Annotated in this window: 21 protein-coding genes and 1 other RNA gene; 8 read left to right on the forward strand and 14 right to left on the reverse strand. The window is 44.0% G+C overall.

What is annotated here, in order from left to right:
* Positions 1 to 130: 130 nt before the first annotated feature.
* Positions 131 to 277, forward strand: a complete 147-nt coding sequence (locus QWZ13_RS12770) for a hypothetical protein (RefSeq protein ID WP_290282096.1) — start codon at positions 131 to 133, stop codon at positions 275 to 277.
* Positions 278 to 290: 13 nt separating this feature from the next.
* On the opposite strand, the gene QWZ13_RS12775 is transcribed toward QWZ13_RS12770, so the two are convergent.
* From QWZ13_RS12775 to ffs, 11 genes are all read right to left on the reverse strand, one after another.
* Complete coding sequence (locus tag QWZ13_RS12775) at positions 291 to 764, reverse strand: GFA family protein (RefSeq protein WP_290282097.1); 474 nt, start codon at positions 762 to 764, stop codon at positions 291 to 293.
* 121 nt (positions 765 to 885) lie between these two features.
* Positions 886 to 1,239: a DUF2914 domain-containing protein gene (locus QWZ13_RS12780; protein ID WP_290282098.1), complete on the reverse strand. Its 354-nt coding sequence runs from the start codon at positions 1,237 to 1,239 to the stop codon at positions 886 to 888.
* 167 nt (positions 1,240 to 1,406) lie between these two features.
* A complete protein-coding gene (locus tag QWZ13_RS12785; RefSeq protein WP_290282099.1) occupies positions 1,407 to 2,072 on the reverse strand; it encodes a YEATS-associated helix-containing protein in 666 nt (221 codons plus the stop codon).
* Between the two features lie 144 nt (positions 2,073 to 2,216).
* A complete protein-coding gene (locus QWZ13_RS12790; RefSeq protein ID WP_290282100.1) occupies positions 2,217 to 2,651 on the reverse strand; it encodes a hypothetical protein in 435 nt (144 codons plus the stop codon).
* Complete coding sequence (locus QWZ13_RS12795) at positions 2,621 to 3,061, reverse strand: YcgN family cysteine cluster protein (RefSeq protein ID WP_290282101.1); 441 nt, start codon at positions 3,059 to 3,061, stop codon at positions 2,621 to 2,623. The genes QWZ13_RS12790 and QWZ13_RS12795 overlap by 31 nt, the downstream gene beginning before the upstream one ends.
* A 2-nt stretch (positions 3,062 to 3,063) precedes the next feature.
* Positions 3,064 to 3,339: a YcgL domain-containing protein gene (locus QWZ13_RS12800; protein ID WP_215998645.1), complete on the reverse strand. Its 276-nt coding sequence runs from the start codon at positions 3,337 to 3,339 to the stop codon at positions 3,064 to 3,066.
* Positions 3,332 to 4,471 carry a ribonuclease D gene (gene rnd / locus QWZ13_RS12805; RefSeq protein WP_290282102.1) on the reverse strand — a complete coding sequence of 380 codons (1,140 nt, stop codon included), beginning with the start codon at positions 4,469 to 4,471 and terminating at the stop codon, positions 3,332 to 3,334. The genes QWZ13_RS12800 and rnd overlap by 8 nt, the downstream gene beginning before the upstream one ends.
* Positions 4,464 to 5,081 (reverse strand): recombination mediator RecR, encoded by a 618-nt coding sequence (gene recR / locus QWZ13_RS12810; protein WP_290282103.1) that lies wholly within the window; start codon positions 5,079 to 5,081, stop codon positions 4,464 to 4,466. Before recR ends, rnd begins: the two co-directional genes overlap by 8 nt.
* An 8-nt stretch (positions 5,082 to 5,089) precedes the next feature.
* Positions 5,090 to 5,416, reverse strand: a complete 327-nt coding sequence (locus QWZ13_RS12815) for a YbaB/EbfC family nucleoid-associated protein (protein WP_290282104.1) — start codon at positions 5,414 to 5,416, stop codon at positions 5,090 to 5,092.
* Positions 5,417 to 5,418: 2 nt separating this feature from the next.
* Positions 5,419 to 7,485, reverse strand: coding sequence for a DNA polymerase III subunit gamma/tau (dnaX, locus tag QWZ13_RS12820; protein WP_290282105.1), 2,067 nt, complete (start codon positions 7,483 to 7,485; stop codon positions 5,419 to 5,421).
* Between the two features lie 134 nt (positions 7,486 to 7,619).
* Positions 7,620 to 7,716: signal recognition particle sRNA small type (ffs, locus tag QWZ13_RS12825), an RNA gene on the reverse strand.
* A gap of 182 nt (positions 7,717 to 7,898) precedes the next feature.
* On the opposite strand from ffs, the gene QWZ13_RS12830 reads away from it, so the two are divergent.
* The 7 genes from QWZ13_RS12830 (at position 7,899) to acnB (ending at position 17,694) form a co-directional block, all read left to right on the forward strand.
* Positions 7,899 to 8,324, forward strand: coding sequence for a nuclear transport factor 2 family protein (locus QWZ13_RS12830; protein ID WP_290282106.1), 426 nt, complete (start codon positions 7,899 to 7,901; stop codon positions 8,322 to 8,324).
* Between the two features lie 9 nt (positions 8,325 to 8,333).
* A complete protein-coding gene (locus QWZ13_RS12835) occupies positions 8,334 to 9,635 on the forward strand; it encodes an NAD(P)/FAD-dependent oxidoreductase (protein WP_290282107.1) in 1,302 nt (433 codons plus the stop codon).
* A complete protein-coding gene (locus QWZ13_RS12840; protein ID WP_290282108.1) occupies positions 9,632 to 10,426 on the forward strand; it encodes a DUF1365 domain-containing protein in 795 nt (264 codons plus the stop codon). The genes QWZ13_RS12835 and QWZ13_RS12840 overlap by 4 nt, the downstream gene beginning before the upstream one ends.
* Positions 10,427 to 10,443: 17 nt before the next feature.
* Entirely contained in the window at positions 10,444 to 11,685 is a 1,242-nt protein-coding gene (locus QWZ13_RS12845) for an SAM-dependent methyltransferase (RefSeq protein WP_215998653.1), read from the forward strand.
* Between the two features lie 189 nt (positions 11,686 to 11,874).
* A complete protein-coding gene (locus tag QWZ13_RS12850) occupies positions 11,875 to 14,277 on the forward strand; it encodes an EAL domain-containing protein (protein WP_290282109.1) in 2,403 nt (800 codons plus the stop codon).
* A complete protein-coding gene (gene queE / locus QWZ13_RS12855; protein WP_290282110.1) occupies positions 14,277 to 14,927 on the forward strand; it encodes a 7-carboxy-7-deazaguanine synthase in 651 nt (216 codons plus the stop codon). Before QWZ13_RS12850 ends, queE begins: the two co-directional genes overlap by 1 nt.
* 181 nt (positions 14,928 to 15,108) lie before the next feature.
* Positions 15,109 to 17,694 (forward strand): bifunctional aconitate hydratase 2/2-methylisocitrate dehydratase, encoded by a 2,586-nt coding sequence (acnB, locus tag QWZ13_RS12860; RefSeq protein ID WP_215998656.1) that lies wholly within the window; start codon positions 15,109 to 15,111, stop codon positions 17,692 to 17,694.
* Positions 17,695 to 17,771: 77 nt separating this feature from the next.
* Here acnB and QWZ13_RS12865 read toward each other — a convergent pair whose 3' ends face one another.
* From QWZ13_RS12865 to QWZ13_RS12875, 3 genes are all read right to left on the reverse strand, one after another.
* Positions 17,772 to 18,539 (reverse strand): methyltransferase domain-containing protein, encoded by a 768-nt coding sequence (locus QWZ13_RS12865; RefSeq protein ID WP_290282111.1) that lies wholly within the window; start codon positions 18,537 to 18,539, stop codon positions 17,772 to 17,774.
* A 72-nt stretch (positions 18,540 to 18,611) separates the two neighbouring features.
* A complete protein-coding gene (locus tag QWZ13_RS12870) occupies positions 18,612 to 19,931 on the reverse strand; it encodes an aq_1923 C-terminal domain (protein WP_290282112.1) in 1,320 nt (439 codons plus the stop codon).
* 76 nt (positions 19,932 to 20,007) lie between these two features.
* Complete coding sequence (locus QWZ13_RS12875; protein WP_290282113.1) at positions 20,008 to 22,035, reverse strand: NADPH-dependent 2,4-dienoyl-CoA reductase; 2,028 nt, start codon at positions 22,033 to 22,035, stop codon at positions 20,008 to 20,010.
* Between the last annotated feature and the right edge of the window lie 93 nt (positions 22,036 to 22,128).

Below are 22,128 nucleotides of genomic sequence, written 5' to 3' on the forward strand. Positions count from 1 at the left end.
AAGCATTCGCTGAAAGCTCGGTTTAAGTACCATCATATTAAGATAGATCGCCTCTGCGTTAAAACCGTGTTACACATAACCGTGCTTTAAGGTCATCGGCCTTAATAAAAGATGTATCTAACTCAAAAAATTGGCTTTTAAACCCGTCCTTCTGCCAATTATTGCCCCAGCCCTAAATGCGTTCGATAGGCGTTTTCATTGCAGAAACATACATGCCTGCACTTTAAGTTTTACTTTTTTTCAACATCAGTTTGAATCTATACGTTCATATCAATAGATTAGGTTCGAGCCTAACCCGATTGTCGATCAGCCGGGTGATTTACGCCGTCATTCGTCGGAATACTTTCGAGCTTCAATGGGTTTACGCCTTCCAAACAAGCCACATTAAATCCGTATTGATTCGGGTTGGAACGTCGTTGGTGATGAGTATAAATGCCGCAGGTATCACAAAAATAATGTTTCGCTGTCTTTGTATTGAATTGATAGAGCTTTAAGCGTTCTTTACCTTTTATGATTTGAATACCCGTTAACGAAACTGAAGCGGCTATAGCACCACGACGTCGGCACAACGAGCAATCACATCGCCTTAGCTCTTCAAGGCCATTCGGCAAGTCAAACCTTAATTCAACGGCCCCACAATGACAGCTAGCCTTATGTTTATCTTGAATGACAACCCCATCAACTTCCTTAATGCCCATAAGAACTCCTTCACCACTGGTTTTTTCTAAAAATAAGTAAGTTAATCCGCTGGATTCGAAAAACAATGCCTCCTCGCCCTTTAAAGCAAACTTTAGAGAGTTTTAGGGGTTACCGATAATTGTCATCCAAAAAAAAGCCGCCCAATGTGAAACGGCGGCTTAGTAAACTCTATAGCGACGTTGAGTGTTATTCGATAACAACGTTAATGGTATCAGACGCCACAGTATTACCCGCTTCATCTATAACTTCGACCATCCATTCGCCATCCCATTCAGGTAACAGCTGCTTAGAGCTGTATACGCGCCAGCGAGGGCCACCAACATTGAAAGTAACTTCAGCCATTTGATTGCCATTGAAAGACCAGCGGTGGGTCACCATTGTGCCTTCGAAGTTATTTAGTTCGGTGAAGTAAAACAACGGGTTCACATTCATCGCATCAGTTACGGCGTCTACGGGCTCGCGGTTTTCGATAGCGGTTGAAAACTGGTGACGAGAAACTTGTGCATCGGCAGCGAACACAAGAGATGCGGTCATGGCCATTAAAGTTATCAGTAGTTTTTTCATTGGGGCTCCTTTTCAATCAAAAATCAGTCAGTTTGTAGGCGACAACAGCTTATATAAACGCCATGCCTAACTGTAGGTGTTTTTAACAAAAAAGAAAATGGCACAACAAAATAATTTGCTGTGCCAGATAAGAGAGGAGTAAATTAATTTGATGCGGCTAAATATTTACGGCCTTTACCGGTAATAAACCAACGCGTGCCTTTTTTACTGAGCACCTTGCCCCCTAGATCACGCGCTACGATGATTCCGAGCGTTTTAGACAGTGTATGCTCATCTAATGTTGTTTCAGCCTCTAACCCTGGTAATGAACGGAAAATATACCGACCATTGCCTAAGGCGGATAAAACATTTTGTGTCGTGACGTCCAGCTCTTCTTCGGGCGGTAAGGGTTTTACTTCACTGCCTTCGTCCGATTCGGTTTCCATTTCCAATAAAGGTTCAAGCTCACGTTGCAATAGTCGCAATTCAACTAACGTTTCTTCAGCTTTTGCTTTGGCAAGTTGTACGTCTTGTTTCATTCGCTGCGTTACGGTGGTCATAGCAAAGCGGCTTGACCAAGCGGCAATTAAACAATACCCTGCAAAAATTAGCAGCCCACTCGGATCACCGAGACTGGTTTCTACTAAATCGCTGCCGACGATGTAAAGAACGATAGGAACTAAGAAAGCTCCGGCTAGCCCGCCCATAATAGACCGAGGCATGCTTGCGTTTTCAGTATCTGCCTGTACTTGAAGGTAATAGTTTAAAAGACCACCAAATACCCCCGCCATTAAGATTATAATGACTAGAATAAACATATGATTCGCCATAAGAGCTCCGCGTTTTTATTTATTGTGCCTGTCTAGCGTGAAATTGACGCCTGTTTACTTTTTAAGCAAAAGACTAGCCAGTTAGACCATTAATGTATAGTAAAGCATGAAGATTTTTTACAAAAGATTACTCTTTTGCCAAAATTAAGGCTCTTGGGTCGCTTCTTCGCCCTGCTCCAACGCTGCTTCGTTTTGTTTTAAGGCTTTTATGCGCAGTACAATGGCCGTAGCCACTATGACAAATGTACCGGCCAAAATGGCCTTAGCCATTCCGGATAACATAGCAAAAGCCGATTGTGGCCCTAAATCTAAAAAGTCGAACGCAGCTACAATAATCATCGGCGCCACATAAGGTTCTGGCTCGGTTCCAAACCAAGGCGTGAGAACCACACATAGGTAAAGCCAAATCAACCACCAGCGCAAAGGGCGCCAAGGTAACTTGGTACCCAGCTTCCACATTACAATTAAGAAACCTATCACACCAATACCGTAAGCGAGTGCGGCATTCCAATATAAATCTTGATAAATCATGAACCAACCTTTACTAATTATTGAGGCGCAATGACATAATTTTGCCACTCTTCCTCTGTGACTTCGTTGTCTCGAACTAAGTTTAACGAAGTTACAGAAACATTAACTGCATGAATTCGCTGTGGATCTCCACTTACCAATGGGTGCCAGTCTGGCAATGGTTTGCCTTCAGCAATTAACCGGTACGCACAGGTCGATGGCAACCAAAAAAATGAATCTACATCTTCCGGTTTTAGCCAAACACAATTGGGTACTAATTTTTGTCGATTTTGATACTCAGAACAACGGCAGTCATCCGTCATATATTGGCAAACAACCGAGGTATAATAAACCGACTCATCCTCTTCATCTTCTAACTTCTGCAGGCAGCATTTACCACATCCATCGCACAGGGATTCCCACTCACGACGACTCATTTCTTGTAGCGTTTTCGTTTGCCAAAAAACTTGATCTGCCATGTTTACTCGCTTGCTTTTTTCATTTCAGCCAACAAATCTTCTTTTGGAGGCGGCAGCTGTAAGAAGAAGCCTTGCTCTGAAATACTCTCTAAAACTTTAACCGCCTCAACGCGAGCCAGTTTTTTATCCTCTGTCAGCAACATATCAAAAGCATGAATGGGTTTACCCACCAGCTCTTTTAATGCGTCGGGGATAGCCTTTATACCCTGCTTCTTTGCAACATACACATAGGTATCCGAGTTTTTGCTAGACCTATATACACTGACTATTTCACGCATGATCGACCTCTTGCCACTGCTTATTTAGGATGGTTGAAATGGGTTCTACTAAATAGGCTTTACGCCACCCCGTAAAAAATTCAGGAATGTTATAGTGACCTGTTCGGCAACCACTCCTGACCCAGGCTTCCAATAGTTTTCTGCGAGCTAAGGTATCCACGGGAATATCATTCTGCTCGGCTATGTCATTAATTTTAGTTTTAATTTGTTGGTAAATATCGGCTTGATCCGCCGGAAGCGGCCCATCGATTAGTTCAGGCCATGCCTCTTTGCGAGCATTATTCGCTTGTTCGACAAAGCTAAGAATACTTGAACCGTAGAGCCGAATCGTTCTTGAGCCTAGCTTCACATCTTGCTGTAACTGAGCGGTTCGAGTAGGCATTTTTTCAGCAATGACCAACATCTCTTTGTCTTTTAAAATTCGACCTCGATTCACATCTTGACTGCGGGCCAGCTCTTCTCGCCATTGAGCCAATAACTGCAACGTCAGTAATCGCGCGCCCTTTAGTTTCCAGCCACCGCGCAATTTTTTATAATATTGCGTTGGATTCACGTTGCTGGTTACCGCCTGGCGTTGACTGTCTTCTTGAGCCCAATCGTATCGCCCTAGATTATCCAGCTTTTCTTTAAGATGGAAAAACGCCTTATACAGCCAATAAACATCCGCAGCCGCATACTGACATTGCACAGGATCCAGTGGTCGTTTCAACCAATCAGAGCGTGTCACTTCTTTAGCGATTTCTTGATCACAGAGTTCACCGATCAATTTGGCGTAACTCATTTGCTGTGGGTAGCCTAGAAAACTTGCCGCCACCTGTGTATCTAAAACGTTGGCAATGTTACACCCGACTGTGCATTGCAAAACCTCAACGTCTTCCGATAATGCATGCAACACTTTAACCACTTGCTCATTCGTCAATAGGTCGGCAAATGGACGCCATTTAGTAATGGTAAGTGGGTCAATTAGCCATGTTTGCTGTTCAATACCAACTTGAATTAGCCCTAGCTGAGGATAAAAGGTTTCCGTACGAATAAACTCAGTGTCTAAGGCGAGTACTGGCGCCTTGGACCAAATTGCGACACATTGAGCGAGCTGCTCATCGCCAATAACCCACTGGTAATCATCAATCATGTTCAAAACCTAACGATTGTTTGTTTGCAAAGGCATCAGCAATGATTCGGCTGTCGGCTTTATCGAGTGTGCCGCTTTTAAATTGAGAAAAGCGCACGCGCGCGCATTCAATCTTTAATTTTTTTAGCTGCTCATTTATAAAGTAAGCGGTGGCATCCGATTCCATCTGATCGTCAAGTGCTAACAACACCTCAGTTACTGAATTATCAGCGGCCGTCAGTTTATCGACCAACTGCCAAATTCCTAATTGCTCAGGGCCAATACCATCTATCGGCGAAAGCACACCATGCAGCACAAAATATCGACCGTTAAAATGCCCCGAAAGCTCTAACCCTTCTTTGTCGGCATCACTGATGACCACACATAATACCGTGCTGTCTCGGGCTTCATCGGTGCAAATTTCACACAAAGGCGATTCCGTTAAGGTTCGGCAACTTGGGCATTTTTTGACTTTAGATAAGGCGTCAGACAACGCATGGTTAAGTGACTTTGCATCGTCTGGTGCGCGCTCTAACAAATGTAACGCAAGGCGTTGCGCTGATCGCACCCCAATGCCGGGTAATATTTGCAAAGCTTTAATTAAGCTTTCTGTCGATGGCGTGTAAGACATAACGACCCTTAGAAAGGAAGGTTCATTCCCGGTGGCAAGTTTAGCCCTCCGGCCACAGAAGACATTTTTTCTTTGCTAACCGTTTCAACTTTACGAACGGCATCGTTAACAGCCGCCGCCAGTAAATCTTCTAATAAATCTTTATCTTCTGACATTAAAGAATCATCTAACGAAACCGATTTAACATCGTGTCGGCCCGTCATGATTATTTTCACTAAGCCAGCACCAGATTCGCCTGTAACTTCTGTGTTTGCCACTTCTTCTTGCATGGCCTGCATTTTTTCTTGCATTTGCTGGGCTTGTTTCATTAAGCCGCCCATTCCACCTTTCATCATAATTAGGCTCCTGTAGGTATTGGACTAAGATTTGGATTAATAGACATCTCATCAAGCTCTGCTTGATAATCAGACATCAATTGTTGAATAAAAGAGTCTTGCAGCAACTCAGTTTTTGCTGCGTGCTTAGCACGATGAACGATATCGTCCGCCCATCGTTGCGGAGTGCTTTCTACGGCACCAAACTCATAATTTATATGCTTACACTCTGGCAACCATTGCTTTACGGATTGCAGCAATCTTTCGCAATGGCTGTCGTTCATGATTTTTTTATAATTAGGTGAGATCTGGATATTTAAAGTACCATCATCGAAACTTTTCCACTGACTGTTAGCAAACACGGTCTTGGTCATACCCGTAAGCCCCATTCGGTGCAGTGACACTTGCCACCAAAATACCGGGTCCGATTCCTTATCAGTCTCCGGCCAAGTGGCTGGTTGGCTTTGAGTCGGAAGCAATAGCTCTTCAGCACTGGTTTGCGCTGGTAACGGTGACTGTGGTGTATCTGAACTTTCGGGTAACGCATCGGCGGGTTGTTCGCCTTCTTTCACCAGAGATTGACTAATCTCGAGCTCACCCACCGCGTCTAATCGGGCTTGTTCTGCTTTTGGTTCTGGCTCGTGACTTTCAGGCACAGGCACAGGCGCAATTTCATTAACCCGCGTCTGGTTGGGAGCGTCTTCAACAGTCGCCTCCCAAGGTGGAGTGCCGTTTTCGGTCGCCACTTCACGGGTCTTTGTACCAATTTGCTCAGCAGTTCCCGGCCGATTTGAATCTGACACCTGTTCAGTAACGTCATAAGGACTGTCTGAAGATTCGGCTGAACTTAATTGTTGTAAGGATTGAGTATTCTCAGGCTCAACGCTAGGCTCTTGCGAGCGCTCAAGCTTTGGGATCTGGTCCTGGCCTGCCTCTTGCACTTGAGCGGCCGTGCCTTTAGCTTCAGCGGCGACCAGTGTTGGTAACTCTCCAATCGCAACCGCAGGTGTTTGACTGAATGCAAGCATCCTCAACAAGGCCATTTCGAAACCGGCTCGCTCGCTCGGGGCTAAAGCCATTTCGGGCTTGGCTTTTATCGCTATTTGATAATATAGGTGAACGTCTTCTGGGCTGGTATTTTTAGCTATATGCAATATCGCATCTTGATCGCCCTTTTGGTTATCAATGGCTGACGGAGCAGCTTGGGCTATAGCAAGGCGATGCAACGTAGACATTAACTCGGCCATTAACGCCTGATAGTCTGGAGCGTGATCATCTACTTCTTGAATGAGCGCCATCAGGCCGTCTATGTTCTTTTCAAACAATAACTGAGCAAGCTTTAATACGCGTTTGAGATCGACTGTACCCAACATGGAAGCCACTTCATTTTCTCGCAACTGCCCTTCGCCAAATGCGATGGCTTGATCGGTTAAACTGAGTGCATCACGCATACTGCCTTGAGCCGATTCAGCAATGGCCCACAGCGATGCATCGTCAAAGCCAACCTTTTCTTCGGATAAAATATGCGACAAGTGTTGAACAATGTGCTCTCGCGACATGTTTTTTAAGTTAAATTGCAAGCAACGAGACAACACGGTCACCGGCAGTTTTTGAGGGTCCGTCGTCGCCAGCAAAAACTTAACATGCTCGGGCGGTTCTTCGAGCGTTTTAAGTAAGGCATTGAAACTGCTGGTAGACAGCATATGGACTTCATCGATCAAGTAAACTTTATAACGGCCACGGGTCGGCGCATATTGCACGTTTTCAAGCAACTCACGAGTGTCTTCAACTTTAGTTCGGCTTGCGGCATCAACTTCAATGAGGTCTACGAAACGCCCTTCGGCTATCTCTGTGCAAGCTGAACAGGTTCCGCAAGGTGTAGAACTCACCCCTACCTCGCAATTTAAGCTTTTGGCGACCAGACGGGCGATAGTGGTTTTACCCACTCCTCGCGTGCCGGTAAACAAATAGGCATGGTGCAATCGCTGTTGATCGAGAGCATTCATCAAGGCGCGCAACACGTGAACTTGACCCACCATTTCTTTGAAGGTGGATGGGCGCCATTTCCTAGCTAAAACCTGATAAGACATAGGGAGTAATCGTCAATTTATCTAAAGTTGCCTATCCTAACTTTGATTGGCATTGGCCGCCACCATTGATACAGATAAAATAGCAAAATGTTAGTAAAAACAGAGAGTTACGAAGAGAAGAGATTGGGTGGCGACCTCACCAGCCACACCCCGGCACACAATTCAGACGCTACCGTTGCTCCCTTCCGGGCCTGGCGGGGTTTACGTCGTCTTGTTGCGAGGGGACCGGCAAGATCACCATAACGAGCGCGGCATTATCCATATTTTGTAAAAAATGGCAACAGGCATCGCGATAATTCCTTGATTTAGTTAGATTTTATCGACTCTGTCTAATAACCTATCTTTAGATGATCTATTTGAGCTTATTTGCCGTATATTAAAATACAAAACGACCAGAAAAGAGCTTAATTGAAATGCAAACCATCATAGAGCGATTACAACGCACCTATAACTGTTTAAACAAAGAAAACATCGACAGCGACTTACTTGATCAGCTGTATACCGACGACATTTTGTTTCAAGACCCACTCCACCAGTTTCAGTCCCTTAGCAAGCTGCGCGATTATTTTAAGCGCTTGTATAAAAATGTTGATCACATCAGTTTTAACTACCAAGATGTCGAGGCAAATGATCGCGAAGCTTTTGTAACTTGGTCGATGACTTTTCTGAATAGAAACTTTAACAAAGGCAACCCTGTTACGGTCGAAGGCATTTCGCACCTTAAGTTTCGTGATGGGAAAATCAGCTCACATCGGGATTACTTCGACAGCACACATATGATTTTTGATCACATCCCGCTTATGGGTCGCATCATTCGAATGATAAAAAACAAACTCTAAGGATTCATCATGTCTCGGAAAAAAATCGCTATCATCGGTTCAGGGATTTCAGGATTAACCGCAGCAGCGAAATTACACCCTAATCATGACATACATGTTTTTGAAGCCAACGACATCATCGGCGGCCACACCCACACTGAACAAGTCGAAATAGAGGGAAAGACCTACGGCATCAACACGGGTTTTATTGTTTACAATGATTGGGTTTATAAAAATTTTAACGAACTGATGGCTCCGCTTAATTTAAAACGCGTGCCAACTGAGATGAGTTTCTCGATTAAAGACGACATTACTGGGCTTGAGTATAATGGTCACAATCTAGATACCTTGTTTGCCCAGCGTAGGAACTTGTTTTCGCCAAAGTTCTACAAAATGATCAAGGACATATTAAAATTCAACCGAGAAAGCATTGCCGACTACAACGCTAATGCCATTGATGAATCTTTAACCCTAGCGGAATATTTTAATCAGAAAAACCTAGGAAAAATGTTTATCAATAAATACATAATTCCGATGGGCGCAGCTATTTGGTCTAGCGGAGAAGCCGACATGATGAACTTCCCTGCTCTGTTCTTTATTCGCTTTTTTAAAAATCATGGCCTATTGTCAATTAAAGACCGACCACAATGGTACACGCTAGAAGGTGGCTCTGCGGCTTATTTAGAGCCACTTTCGCGTCCATTTAAAGATAAAATTACCACCTCAGCTCGCATCAAAACAGTGATACGAAAGGCTGACTCAGTAGAATTGGTCATGGAAAACAATAATAAAATCACATTTGATGAAGTAGTTTTTGCTTGCCACAGCGATCAAGCACTCGCCTTACTTGATCAACCATCCCAAGCTGAAACTGAAATTTTAGGCGCTATTCCTTATACTCCTAATGAAGTGATCTTGCATACCGATGAATCCCTACTGCCTAAACGGCGAAAGGCTTGGGCCGCTTGGAATTACCACTTAGGTATAGACAACAAAGCCCCTGCTAGCCTTACTTATAATATGAATATGTTGCAAAGCATTGAAGATGCCCCCGTAACATTTTGTGTCACCCTGAACAGAACTCAATTGATAGATCCGAGTAAGATCATTGGCCGCTACCAGTATGATCACCCTGTTTTCGGTCCAAAAACGGAAGGCGCTCAAGCTAGATACCACGAAATAGGTAATCAACAGCGTACCCACTTTTGTGGTGCTTACTGGTTTAATGGGTTTCACGAAGATGGTGTTAACTCTGCATTGCGTGTGGTACAAGATATAGAAAGCCAACAGTCATCTGCGGGTACAGCTTCAACACAAGGCGCTCACGTTTGAAGACATTGAATAGCCGAATATATACTGGGTGGGTTCGTCACCGACGCTTTTCACCCAGCGAACACCAGTTTAAATACAAGGTATTTATGCTTTACCTTGATTTGGACGAAATTAATTCCGTTTTTTCAATCTCAAAGTTATGGTCGATTAATCGTTTCAATTGGCAAAGCTTTTATCGAGCCGATTTTTTTAAAGGTAAACACTCAGATTTAAAGCAATCGGTATTAACCTATATTTCAGAAAACAGCGACATTAAAGCAGAACAAATTGCTCGCGTGTGCATGTTAACTAACTTACGAACGCTCGGTTTCTCTATGAACCCGGTGACCTTTTATTATGCCTACGATGAGTCCGGTGAATTGCTGGTAATAATGCCCGAGATTACCAATACGCCCTGGGGTGAGCGCGACCAATACCTACTTTCTACCAATGAAAACCCTATCCATGGTTTAGAACCGGCCGTGGAAACCACTGCGCGATCATTTCGATATAAGCTAGCAAAAAAATTCCATGTATCGCCTTTTAACCCAATGGATATGGAATATGACTGGCGGTTCTCAACCCCTACGGACACAACAAATACGATCCACTTGGCAAATTATAAAGAACAAAAAAAAGTGTTTGATGCCACCATGGTTTTAGAGCCTGTAGAGATAACCGCGAAAAATATTCGCCATACACTGATCCAGTTTCCATTAATAACCGTAAAAGTTGCATCAGGTATTTATATAAACGCCTTACGGCTTTGGTTAAAGAAAGTACCATTTTATCGTCACCCAAATAAAATATAATAAAAGGAATAAAATCCATGACTGTGGCACAGCTGTCGGAACAAGAATCACTTGGACTTGCCTTTAAATTATGCAAAAAACTTTTGAGCAAGCTCAGCTTTGGATCGCTAGAACTTAATTACTTAGACCATCAATTCGTTTTTGGAAACCCTCAAGACTCAGGACCACATGCTAAGGTCACTGTCCACGATAAGCAGGTTTTCGCGCGCTTTCTTACTGGCGGCACAGTCGCCGCTGGTGAGTCCTACATGGATGGGCAATGGGACAGTGAAAACTTAACCACCTTAACCCAACTATTTTCAGCCAACATAGTGAAAGCGAAAGGTCGTTCTTCTTGGTATGAGAAGCCCATGCAATTAGCGCTTAGATTAGCAAACACATTACGGCAAAATAGCATCAGCGGTTCAAAAAAGAACATCAAAGCGCACTATGACCTAGGCAATGACCTCTTTGAAGCCTTTTTAGACCCTAGCATGATGTACTCAAGTGCCATCTATCCAAATGAAGACGCTACTTTAGCAGAAGCACAGCAGTATAAATTGAAGCGAATTTGCGAAAAACTGGACCTTAAACCCACCGACCATTTACTTGAAATTGGCACTGGTTGGGGAGCGATGGCAATATATGCGGCCCAGCATTATGGTTGTAAAGTTACCACCACAACCTTATCGGATGAGCAATATTCGTTAACCCAAGAACGCATCAAGTCGTTAAATTTAGAATCGCAAATTACACTTTTAAAAACAGATTACCGCGAGCTCACAGGCCAATTCGACAAACTTGTTTCAATTGAAATGATCGAAGCCGTAGGCCACAGCTATATGCCAGGTTATTTCAAACAAATTGACCACTTACTCAACGACAAAGGCATCGCGCTTTTACAATGCATCACCATTGCGGATCAGCGTTATAAGCAGTATCGCAACTCGGTCGACTTTATACGTAAATACATATTCCCAGGGGGCCACTTACCTTCTGTCTCGATGATTCATAACCTCATCGCCGAACAAACTTCAATGATAGCTACTCACTTTGAAGACATTTCGATGCATTATGCCCGTACACTGAGAGACTGGGACGAAGCCTTTGTAAAAAACTACCCATTTCTGCCTTCAGATCGTTACGATGAGCGTTTTTATCGTATGTGGCGATATTACTTAACTTATTGCGAGGGCGGTTTTAAAGAACAGGCCATTGGCACTCACCAAATCGTGTTTACGAAACCCCAATTCCATAAAAATTGGCTTGTTGAGAAATAACCCCCTCGAAATGGCGCCTTTATTGATTTACAGGTCGAAAGTTGGGTGGCGAGCCTCAACTTTCGATGCTTTACTTAAGATCTGAGCCATTTTAGAGATGTAACCACTATTAAATCCTTTTACAAGAACGCACATAAATTTAGATCAATATTTAGTCAAAACCTTATTTGGAGGCTCACCCTCACCTGCTTGTTAACTACTCTGACCATCAGTGTTTACTTTGCGGTCAGTGAGACTCAAAAGGAGATTGAAGAGAAGAAAATTGAAGTAGCGCGAGAGCTCGACCGAGTGTTTTCTTCACTTCAAAACCCGATAAAAATAGCCATTTTAAGTTTTGATGAAGCGCTGGCCGATGAAATTTTATCAGGGTTATTGCTGACAGATTTCATTAAAAAAGCCACCATCATCGACGATTATGGCAACGTACTTTCTGAAAAATCTAAAGCTTACGGCACCGAAGATAGCAGTAAACTGCTAACCTTTATTCTTGGCGAAACCATCCGAGAAAAAAGACAAAATATCAGCTTTTCAGTTGGCGATACCAGTTCGGTCGGTGAATTCATCTTAGTTTACGACTACCACCAGCCGTTTTTGGCCTTGTTTGACTCATTGTACAAACGAATCATCATCACTATTACCGAGTTATTTCTTATTGTCCTCGTTTATTTGGGCATTTTTTACTATTTAGTCATGCGTCCGCTCAGCCAGTTAAAAACTCAGGTAAAAGGTTTAAATATACAAGGCTCTGAGGACCTTATTTTAAATAGCATTGAAACCCATGAGAAAGATGAAATTGGTGAGCTAATCGATGTATTCAATAAGCAATTTGCCTACATACACACCTTGTTTGAAGAAAATGAAAAAGCACTGAGAAACACTGAAGCCTCTTTCGATACGTTACAGTCACTGATAGAAACGTTGCCGCATTTAATTATTGTGCACGCATTAGATAAAACAATCCTTTTCGTTAACAAAGCCTTCACCAAAGAATTTGGATTTTCAGCCGAGGAGCTGCTCGGTAAAAGCTTGAATGATGCCATCTACGCCAATAACGACAGCACTAAAAAAGTGATGGATGATGCCAACGAAGAAGTGGTAAAAACACAACAACCGGTTTTAATTCCCGAAGTGACCTGGCAAGTGAAAAACGGCAACTATATTACTATAGAAATGCGCAAATTGGTGATTCAGTTCCGTGGGTCCCCTGCCATTCTTACCGTTGGCGTAGATGTCACTGAACGTAAAGAACATCAAGCCCGAATACAACACATGGCCTATCATGATTCATTGACGAGCTTACCTAATCGACACCTATTTATAGACAGGCTCGAGCAAGCCTTGCTTCGCGCTCAACGCAGCGAGCGATATGGCGCGTTAATTTTTGTCGACTTAGACAACTTCAAAGAAATAAATGACTCTAAAGGCCACTTTGCAGGGGATACTTTATTAACTGGTATTTCTAAGCGACTAAAAGAAATATTCAGAGATGAAGATACGGTTGCCCGGCTCGGAGGCGATGAGTTTGTTGTCTGCATGACAGACTTAGGTAAATCAAAACCTGAAGCGAAAGTTGTTGTAGAAGACAGAGCCGAACGACTGTTAAAATCACTGGAAAAGCCCTTTATTATCGAAAATGCGTCAGTGCAAATTGGCGCAAGCTTAGGCATTGCCTTTTTCCATAATCATGATGCAAGCGCGTCAGAGTTGCTTGGCTATGCTGACATGGCTATGTATAAAGCCAAAGAAGCGGGCAAGAATCAGATCATGTTCTTTGAAAAGTCGATGGCTGAATCGATTGCTCGAACGACAGAATTAAAAGACGACAGTCGACGCGCCATTGATGAAGACGAATTTTACTTGGTGTACCAACCTCAAGTACACGCGGTAACCAATAAGATTATCGGTGCGGAGTCACTGCTTCGGTGGAACCACCCAACACGTGGTTTAATTTCGCCGGCCGAATTCATTCCTTTGCTCGAAGACATAGAATTAATGCCGGAAGTCGGCACCTTTGTCCTTAAAACAGCTCTCAAGCAAACAAAAGAATGGCTATTGGCCGATCGCATTGATGATAGCTTTAAGATTTCAATTAATGTGAGTCCGCAGCAGTTTCGTATGTCTAATTTCCCAGTTATTGTGAACGACATTATTGAACGGTATGAAGTGCCTCCATTTATGGTCGATTTAGAAATTACGGAATCTATGATCATCGACAACATCGATTATACGGTCGCCGCCATGAAAGAGCTGCGCTCTACGGGCGTTCATTTTTCCATTGATGATTTCGGTACCGGCTATTCGAACCTAAACTATTTGAAGAAGCTGCCATTAGATGTGCTCAAAGTTGATCAATCCTTCGTGCGAGACATCCTCAGCGATCCAAACGATACGGCCATCGTGCGCACCATATTAGCCATGGCCAACCAACTAAATTTAAGAACCATCGCTGAAGGTGTTGAAACGCCTGAGCAACTGGCCTCTATTAAAGAAATGGGGTGTCATGTGTACCAAGGTTATTTATACTCCCCGCCCGTCACCTCAGCAGACTTTGAACATCTGTTAAACGAAAATTACGAAGAAATGAACACTTAATGACCTACTCTGTTAAAGAAATGTTTTACACCCTTCAGGGCGAGGGGTTTCATAGTGGCCGTCCTGCGGTTTTTTGTCGCTTCACGGGGTGCAACCTGTGGAGTGGTCGTGAACAAGATAGAGCGAAAGCTGTTTGCAGTTTTTGTGATACTGACTTTGTCGGCACCGATGGCCAGAATGGAGGCAAATTTAAAACCGCTGAAGATCTGGCCACCCGAATCCGTTCATTTTGGCCAAACGATAGCTTAGGCTTTGTTGTTTTTACTGGCGGTGAACCGGGGCTACAACTAGACGACGCACTCATTAAGGCCATGCACAAACTGAACATTGAATGCGCTGTTGAATCAAACGGTACTGTTGCGCTTCCCGATAATTTGGATTGGGTGTGTATTAGCCCTAAAGGACGTTCAGAGGTTATTATTGAGCGCTGTGATGAACTAAAACTTGTCTACCCACAAGCCGAAGCCCCTCCAGAACGGTTTGATCACATTAAAAGCAAGTATCGCTTTCTCAGCCCCATAAACGATTGGACTGAACAGTCACTCTACCCCGCAAAACAAGTCTCCACCCGGCAGTGCATTGACTATTGTTTAGCCAATCCGAAATGGTCTTTAAGCTTACAGACTCACAAAATTATCAATATAGACTGATGATTTAATCGGATGATAGAATTCACACCCTGTATTCACTAAATGAATGACAACTATCGACCCCATACACTTAACTTTTTGTCACTGAACTACTACACTTCAGCAGCATTAAAACCAGCTACATTCATAAGTCGTCCAATAGTTACAACTTACTTATGAATCTCACTATGGAGAGACAACCGTGCTAGAAGCTTACCGTAAACACGAACAAGAACGCGCCGATCTCGGCATTCCTGCTAAGCCACTCAACGCTGAGCAAGTAACTGCGTTGGTGGAATTACTTAAAAACCCTCCGGCTGGTGAAGAAGCCACCCTTAAAGAATTAATTGTAAATCGAGTACCACCAGGCGTAGATGAAGCCGCTTATGTAAAAGCAGGCTTTTTAAGTGCCATTGCTAAAGGCGAAGCGACCAGCCCTTTGATCGATAAAAAAGAAGCGGTTGAGTTGTTAGGCACCATGCAAGGCGGCTACAACATTGAAACGCTCGTTGCTTTATTAGACGATGCTGAACTTGCTGAGACAGCGGCTAAAGAATTAAAGCGCACTTTGCTTGTATTTGATGCCTTCCACGATGTTGATGAAAAAGCGAAAGCAGGCAATGCCGCGGCTAAATCGGTCATGCAATCTTGGGCTGATGCTGAATGGTTTACAAGCAAGCCTGAAATCCCTGAAAAAATCACTTTAACGGTTTTCAAGGTTACTGGTGAAACAAACACCGATGATCTATCACCGGCGCAAGACGCTTGGTCTCGTCCAGACATTCCGCTACACGCATTAGCGATGTACAAAATGGAACGTGACGGTTTAAACCCAGATAAGCCTGGCGAAATCGGCCCTATCGCACAGCTAAACGCTTTAAAAGAAAAAGGCCACCCAATTGCTCTAGTGGGCGATGTAGTAGGTACCGGCTCTTCTCGTAAGTCTGCGACTAACTCTGTACTTTGGTACACGGGCCAAGACATACCAAACGTACCAAACAAACGTTTTGGTGGTTTCTGTCTAGGCAACAAAATTGCTCCGATTTTCTTCAACACCATGGAAGATGCCGGTGCACTACCGATTGAACTAGACGTTGATAAAATGAACATGGGCGATGTGATCGATCTTTACCCACATGCGGGTAAAGTTGAAATCGACGGCCAAGTTGTTTCAGAATTTGAATTAAAAACCAATGTATTACTCGATGAAGTACGTGCCGGCGGCCGTATTCCATTGATCATTGGTCGTGGCTTAACAGACCGCGCTCGTGAAGCCCTAGGCTTAGAGCCTTCTACTGTTTTCCAACGCCCAGTGGCAGTCGAAGCCAGCAATAAAGGGTTCACCTTGGCTCAGAAAATGGTTGGTAAAGCTTGTGGTGTTGAAGGCGTTCGCCCTGGTCAATACTGTGAGCCTAAGATGACCACCGTTGGTTCTCAAGATACCACAGGTCCTATGACGCGTGATGAATTGAAAGACTTAGCTTGCCTAGGTTTCTCTACCGATTTAGTGATGCAGTCTTTCTGTCATACTGCGGCTTACCCTAAGCCTGTCGATGTAGACACTCAGCACACACTTCCTGATTTCATCATGAACCGTGGTGGTGTTTCTTTACGCCCTGGCGACGGCATTATCCACTCTTGGTTAAACCGTATGCTACTACCTGATACCGTAGGTACTGGTGGTGATTCTCATACACGTTTCCCAATGGGTATTTCATTCCCAGCGGGTTCTGGCTTAGTCGCCTTTGCTGCGGCAACGGGTGTTATGCCATTAGATATGCCTGAATCTGTATTGGTTCGCTTTAAAGGTACTCGCCAGCCAGGTATCACATTACGTGACCTTGTCCACGCCATTCCTTACCAAGCAATACAAGACGGACACTTGACGGTTGAGAAGAAAGGGAAGAAAAACATCTTTTCTGGTCGAGTTTTAGAAATTGAAGGGTTAGATGACCTAACTGTTGAGCAAGCGTTTGAATTATCAGATGCATCAGCTGAACGTTCAGCTGCGGGTTGTACTATTACCCTATCTGAAGACTCGGTGACGGAGTACTTAAAGTCAAACATTGTGATGCTTCGTTGGATGATTTCAAATGGCTACGGCGATGCACGTACGCTTGAACGTCGCGCTAAAGCGATGGAAGAATGGTTAGCCAACCCATCATTGATGCGTGCTGACGCGGATGCTGAATATGCGACCGTTATTGAAATCGACCTTGATCAAATCAAAGAGCCCGTACTTTGTGCACCAAACGATCCAGACGATGCTCGTTTATTATCTGAAGTGCAAGGCGAGAAAATCGATGAAGTGTTCATTGGTTCTTGTATGACCAACATTGGTCACTTCCGTGCCGCAGGTAAGTTGCTAGAAGCTCACAACCAGTCAATTGCGACGCGTTTGTGGATTTCACCGCCAACGAAGATGGACGAAGCCCAGCTCATGCAAGAGGGCTACTACAACATCTTTGGTAAGGCCGGTGCACGTACCGAGATGCCGGGTTGTTCTTTGTGTATGGGTAACCAAGCACGTGTTGCGGCTAAATCGACCGTTGTTTCTACCTCTACTCGTAACTTCCCTAACCGTTTAGGTGATGGCGCGAACGTATTCTTAGCGTCAGCTGAATTAGCCGCGGTTTCTGCGTTACTGGGTAAGCTACCTACCCCAGAAGAATACGCGGAATATGCGACTAAAATCGACAGCATGGCGGGCGATATTTACCGCTACTTGAACTTCGACCAAATGGAAGAGTTCAGTGCAGCAGCGAGCTCAGTTATTGCGCAAGGTTAATATTTTTCACCATTAAAAAAGCAGGCTTCGGCCTGCTTTTTTCGTTTTAGGGGACTTATTTTTATTTAACGAGCTCATTAATCTGGTCGTTTGGCAATAAATAAAATGTATCTCGCTAAATCGCAATAGGGTCGTTGCTCACAAAGTTCTAGCTCAGCTTCAAACACTTCATCTTCTTGGTACCAATCAATCACTGTTTTTTCAGCCAAATCTGAAAACGAGCGAATTCCAGCCTGCGTTATAATTTCAAACCCCGATGCGATCAATCTAGACTCTACTTCTTGAGGGTTTAAAGCCGAAATTGGCGTCAGCCCGCCTTTTGCTCCTCGGATATCACCAGACATTGCTTTGGCCATCGTGCCGCGCATTAAATGCCTTAACATCAACATGTGCTTGTTATAAACCATTAAACCAAGGTACCCGCCAGGTTTGACCCAATGAACTATGTTATCGAGCACTGAATATGGGTCTTCTAACCACTCCAGCACAGCATGAACATTGACAAAATCAGCCGGGCTATTGGGTTGATAATTTACAATCGACGCGACTTCAGCGTTTATTCTATTCTGCGCAATCGGCTCTAAAAATTGATCACAAACGCGTTGAACCATCTCTTTTGATACATCAAAATAATCAATGTGCTGCGCACCTTGCGCATGAAACCACATGGTCATCTGCCCTAGCCCGCCTGCGGCATCAATCACGCTCGACCCTGTTACTTTGTTTTCGGGTAAATACTGTTGATACAGAGCGTCGATCAGGCGCATACGCAGTCGCCCTTTTCGGGTACCGTAAATATTGTCAGAAAAACGATCAACTAGAGAATCAAAACTTACAAATGCCATAAAGAAATGCACAACCACAATTGCGGAAGTGCATTCTAATTTATTAGACGGTTGGGTGCGAGCCTCGTGTGTTTACGAGTCTGCGTATATGCGCGCATCTTTTATGCGCGGAATATCAATGGCCAAATCGGTATAGCCGCTGCCTAAGCGTATTCGTAACTGTACTTGATTGTTTCGAACAGCGGAAATAGTTCCAATAAATTTTTGCCCATCATTACGTTCAATTAAGGCTTTCCGGTTTATGTGCGATGAAAGATTAACAGGAGGGACTTTAATCAGCCGGTCTACCTTCACCACATTAGCGGCCGAGGACGTTGTCTTATTATCAGAAGCCAACGAAACATTGTGCGCGAGCCTCACCGCTTTCAAATTCAAATTATCGAAAGCGTCCTTATTAAAGTCTAACCCAGTTAGATCGAGCGCCTCGTTATTCACATTAAACTGCAAATTCGACAAACTGATAAGATCAGGCACACCATAATAGGCTAACTGAGATAATTCAAAATCAGGCAGTGGGCGCAATGAAACCTCTAACTCGATTCCTGGTTGCATAATCTTGGCATAGGTTTCTTTTAGTTCAAAAGCCGACGAAAGCTCAATTTGATTCAGCGCTGTGACGACCATGTTAGTATGCAATTCTCGCCACTCATCATTGGTGAGCTTGGCTTTTTTAGCACAATACTCAACTAATTTATTGTTGTAGCCAAAATCGCGCATACTCAATCGCGTATTTTGAGTAGTTATATTTCCGACATCTAAGAACATGGCCGATTGATAATTATTCATTACATCTAACAAACCCAATATCGTTTGTTCAGATTCAATAGCACCCATGCCATCAATAGACATTGACGTTGTGGTCACAAATTCATCTAACGCCATTTCGTAAACGTAACCGACTTCGATATCTAGGACGAGGCTGTTCAAGCCTAGGTCATACAGTTGCATTGGACCAATAGATTGAATTTGTCCACAGCCTAGCGCCGCCATTTGGCTGAGGGTATTGCTCGGCATTACGGCATCTAACTGTGAAAATGCCGCCCGTGGGATGTCAAAGTCTAAGCCTTTTATATCTACTTTAAGGGTATGAGGGAGCTTGCCAGATTTAAAGGTGTCTTCTAAACGAATGGTTTCTAGCAGCCCGGAGGTTGCCAACCCTATGCTTTGAATGCGCACACTGGTGGCCGTATTCGCTTCGTAAAAATTTAATTTATTAATACTGATGCGACCGTCGAGACCCACTTTAACGTTGTCGTAGTCGGCATCTATAAATGGGCTCAACTGGTTCATGAGGTTTGATACGGCTTTATCTACTTTCCATTGCAGACCAAAATAACTTGCACCTGTCGCAAGCAGTAAACCAACAATAAGAACAATAAATACCTTTTTCATGTAACCCTAAAGCCTCGAGATAATGTATACCTATGCACCTTACCACGAGTTTTAGGGTTTATGAACGACTAATAACTTAGATCGTGAGGGCGACCTCAGTTCCTTGTTTAATCGCGCGTTTCGCGTCTAATTCTGCAGCCACGTCGGCCCCACCAATCACAAAGACCTCAACATTTGAATGCTCTAACGCATCGGCTAATTCACGGAGTGGTTCTTGGCCTGCACAAACAATAACATGATCGACGTCAAGCACTTGGGCTTCTTCTCCGACTTTTATGTGCAAACCCAATTCATCAATTTTTTCATAGCTCACACCCGACATCATTTTAACCTGCTTGTTTTTCAAAGCGGTTCGATGAATCCAACCCGTCGTTTTACCTAACTTAGCCCCTACTTTAGTGGTTTTTCGCTGCATTAAATACACGTCACGGGCTGGCGGCGTTACCTCAGGTTTTACCAACCCTCCAGCGGCGGATACCGTTACATCTACCCCCCATTCGGCCAAAAACTCCTCTTTGGTTTGCACGTGGTCAGGGTCTTCATGAACTAAATATTCTGCAACATCGAATCCAATGCCGCCCGCGCCAATGATAGCCACCTTATTACCCACAGGCTTATGATCGCGCAATACATCTAAATAGCTCATCACCTTAGGGGAATCGGCCCCTTCTATCTCTAATGCTCTTGGTGATATTCCCGTCGCAATCATGACAGCATCGAACTGGCCCTCTAAGTCTTCTGCAGCAACTCGTTTGTTTAATTCTACGGTAACACCTACCTCTTTTAAGCGATTCGCAAAATAGCGTAAGGTTTCTTCAAACTCCTCTTTACCAGGAATCTGTTTAGCGATATTAAATTGTCCACCGATGCGATCGCTCGAATCAAATAATGTTACAGAATGCCCGCGTTCCGCCGCCGTAACAGCGGCGGCTAATCCGGCGGGTCCAGCCCCTACAACAGCGACCTTTTTCAGATTATCAGCGGCCGTAAGGATTAATTTGGTCTCATTAGCGGCATACGGGTTTACCAAACAGGAAACCTCGCCCCCGACAAACACATGATCTAAGCAGGCCTGATTACAACCAATACACGTATTGATGGATTCCGGCTTACCCATAGCGGCCTTGTTTACAAAATCAGCGTCTGCCAAAAATGGACGAGCCATAGACACCACATCAGCATAGCCCTCGGCAATAACTTGCTCTCCGACTTCAGGCGTATTTATACGATTTGTCGTAACCAGAGGAATCGATAAGTGTTCTTTCATCCGCTTAGTCACTTCAACAAATGTGGCCCGAGGAACACAAGTCGCTATGGTTGGCACACGCGCTTCGTGCCAACCAATGCCAGTATTGATTAACGTGGCTCCGGCTTTTTCAATGGCTTTGCCAAGCTGTACTACTTCTTCCCAAGTTGAGCCATCTTCAACAAGATCCAACATTGAAAGACGGAAGATAATAATAAAATCTTCTCCAACCGCTTCCCGAATTTTAGTAACAACTTCTATCGGAAGCTTTATTCGATTCTCATAACTGCCACCCCATTGATCGGTGCGGTGATTGGTGCGTTTACAAATAAACTGGTTTAGAAAGTAACCTTCTGAACCCATGACTTCTACGCCATCATAGCCGGCTTTTTTGGCTAATGATGCGCAGGTGACAAAATCATTAATTTGCTTCTGAATACCGGCTTCATCGAGTTCTTTTGGTTTAAATGGATTAATAGGCGCCTGTATGGCCGAGGGTGCGACCAAACTTGGGTTATAGGCGTATCGGCCGGTATGCAAAATTTGCATACAAATTTTAGCGCCATCTACTTCATGTACCGCTTGGGTCACCATTTTGTGCTGCTCTACCTGCTGATCATTGACGAGTATTGCACCACCTTGCACCCCAACGCCTTCTTCATTAGGCCCAATACCGCCAGTCACAATCAAACCAACGCCTCCTTCTGCTCGGGCTTTGTAGTAGGCTGCTTGGCGTTCAAAGCCCTGTGGGCGCTCTTCTAAGCCTGTATGCATAGACCCCATCAATACACGGTTACGCAATTGGGTAAAACCTAAATCCAACGGTTCTAGTAAGTGTGGGTAATGTGGGTTTGTCATGGTGTGTCCTTTTATTTTGATTCTAGCCGATAACATTATCATTTAATTATTGACCAGATTAATCAAAAGGCCATACTTCAACAATACCCTTAA

Origin of the sequence: Reinekea marina, assembly GCF_030409715.1 — a bacterium.
Taxonomy (GTDB): Bacteria; Pseudomonadota; Gammaproteobacteria; order Pseudomonadales; family Natronospirillaceae; genus Reinekea; species Reinekea marina.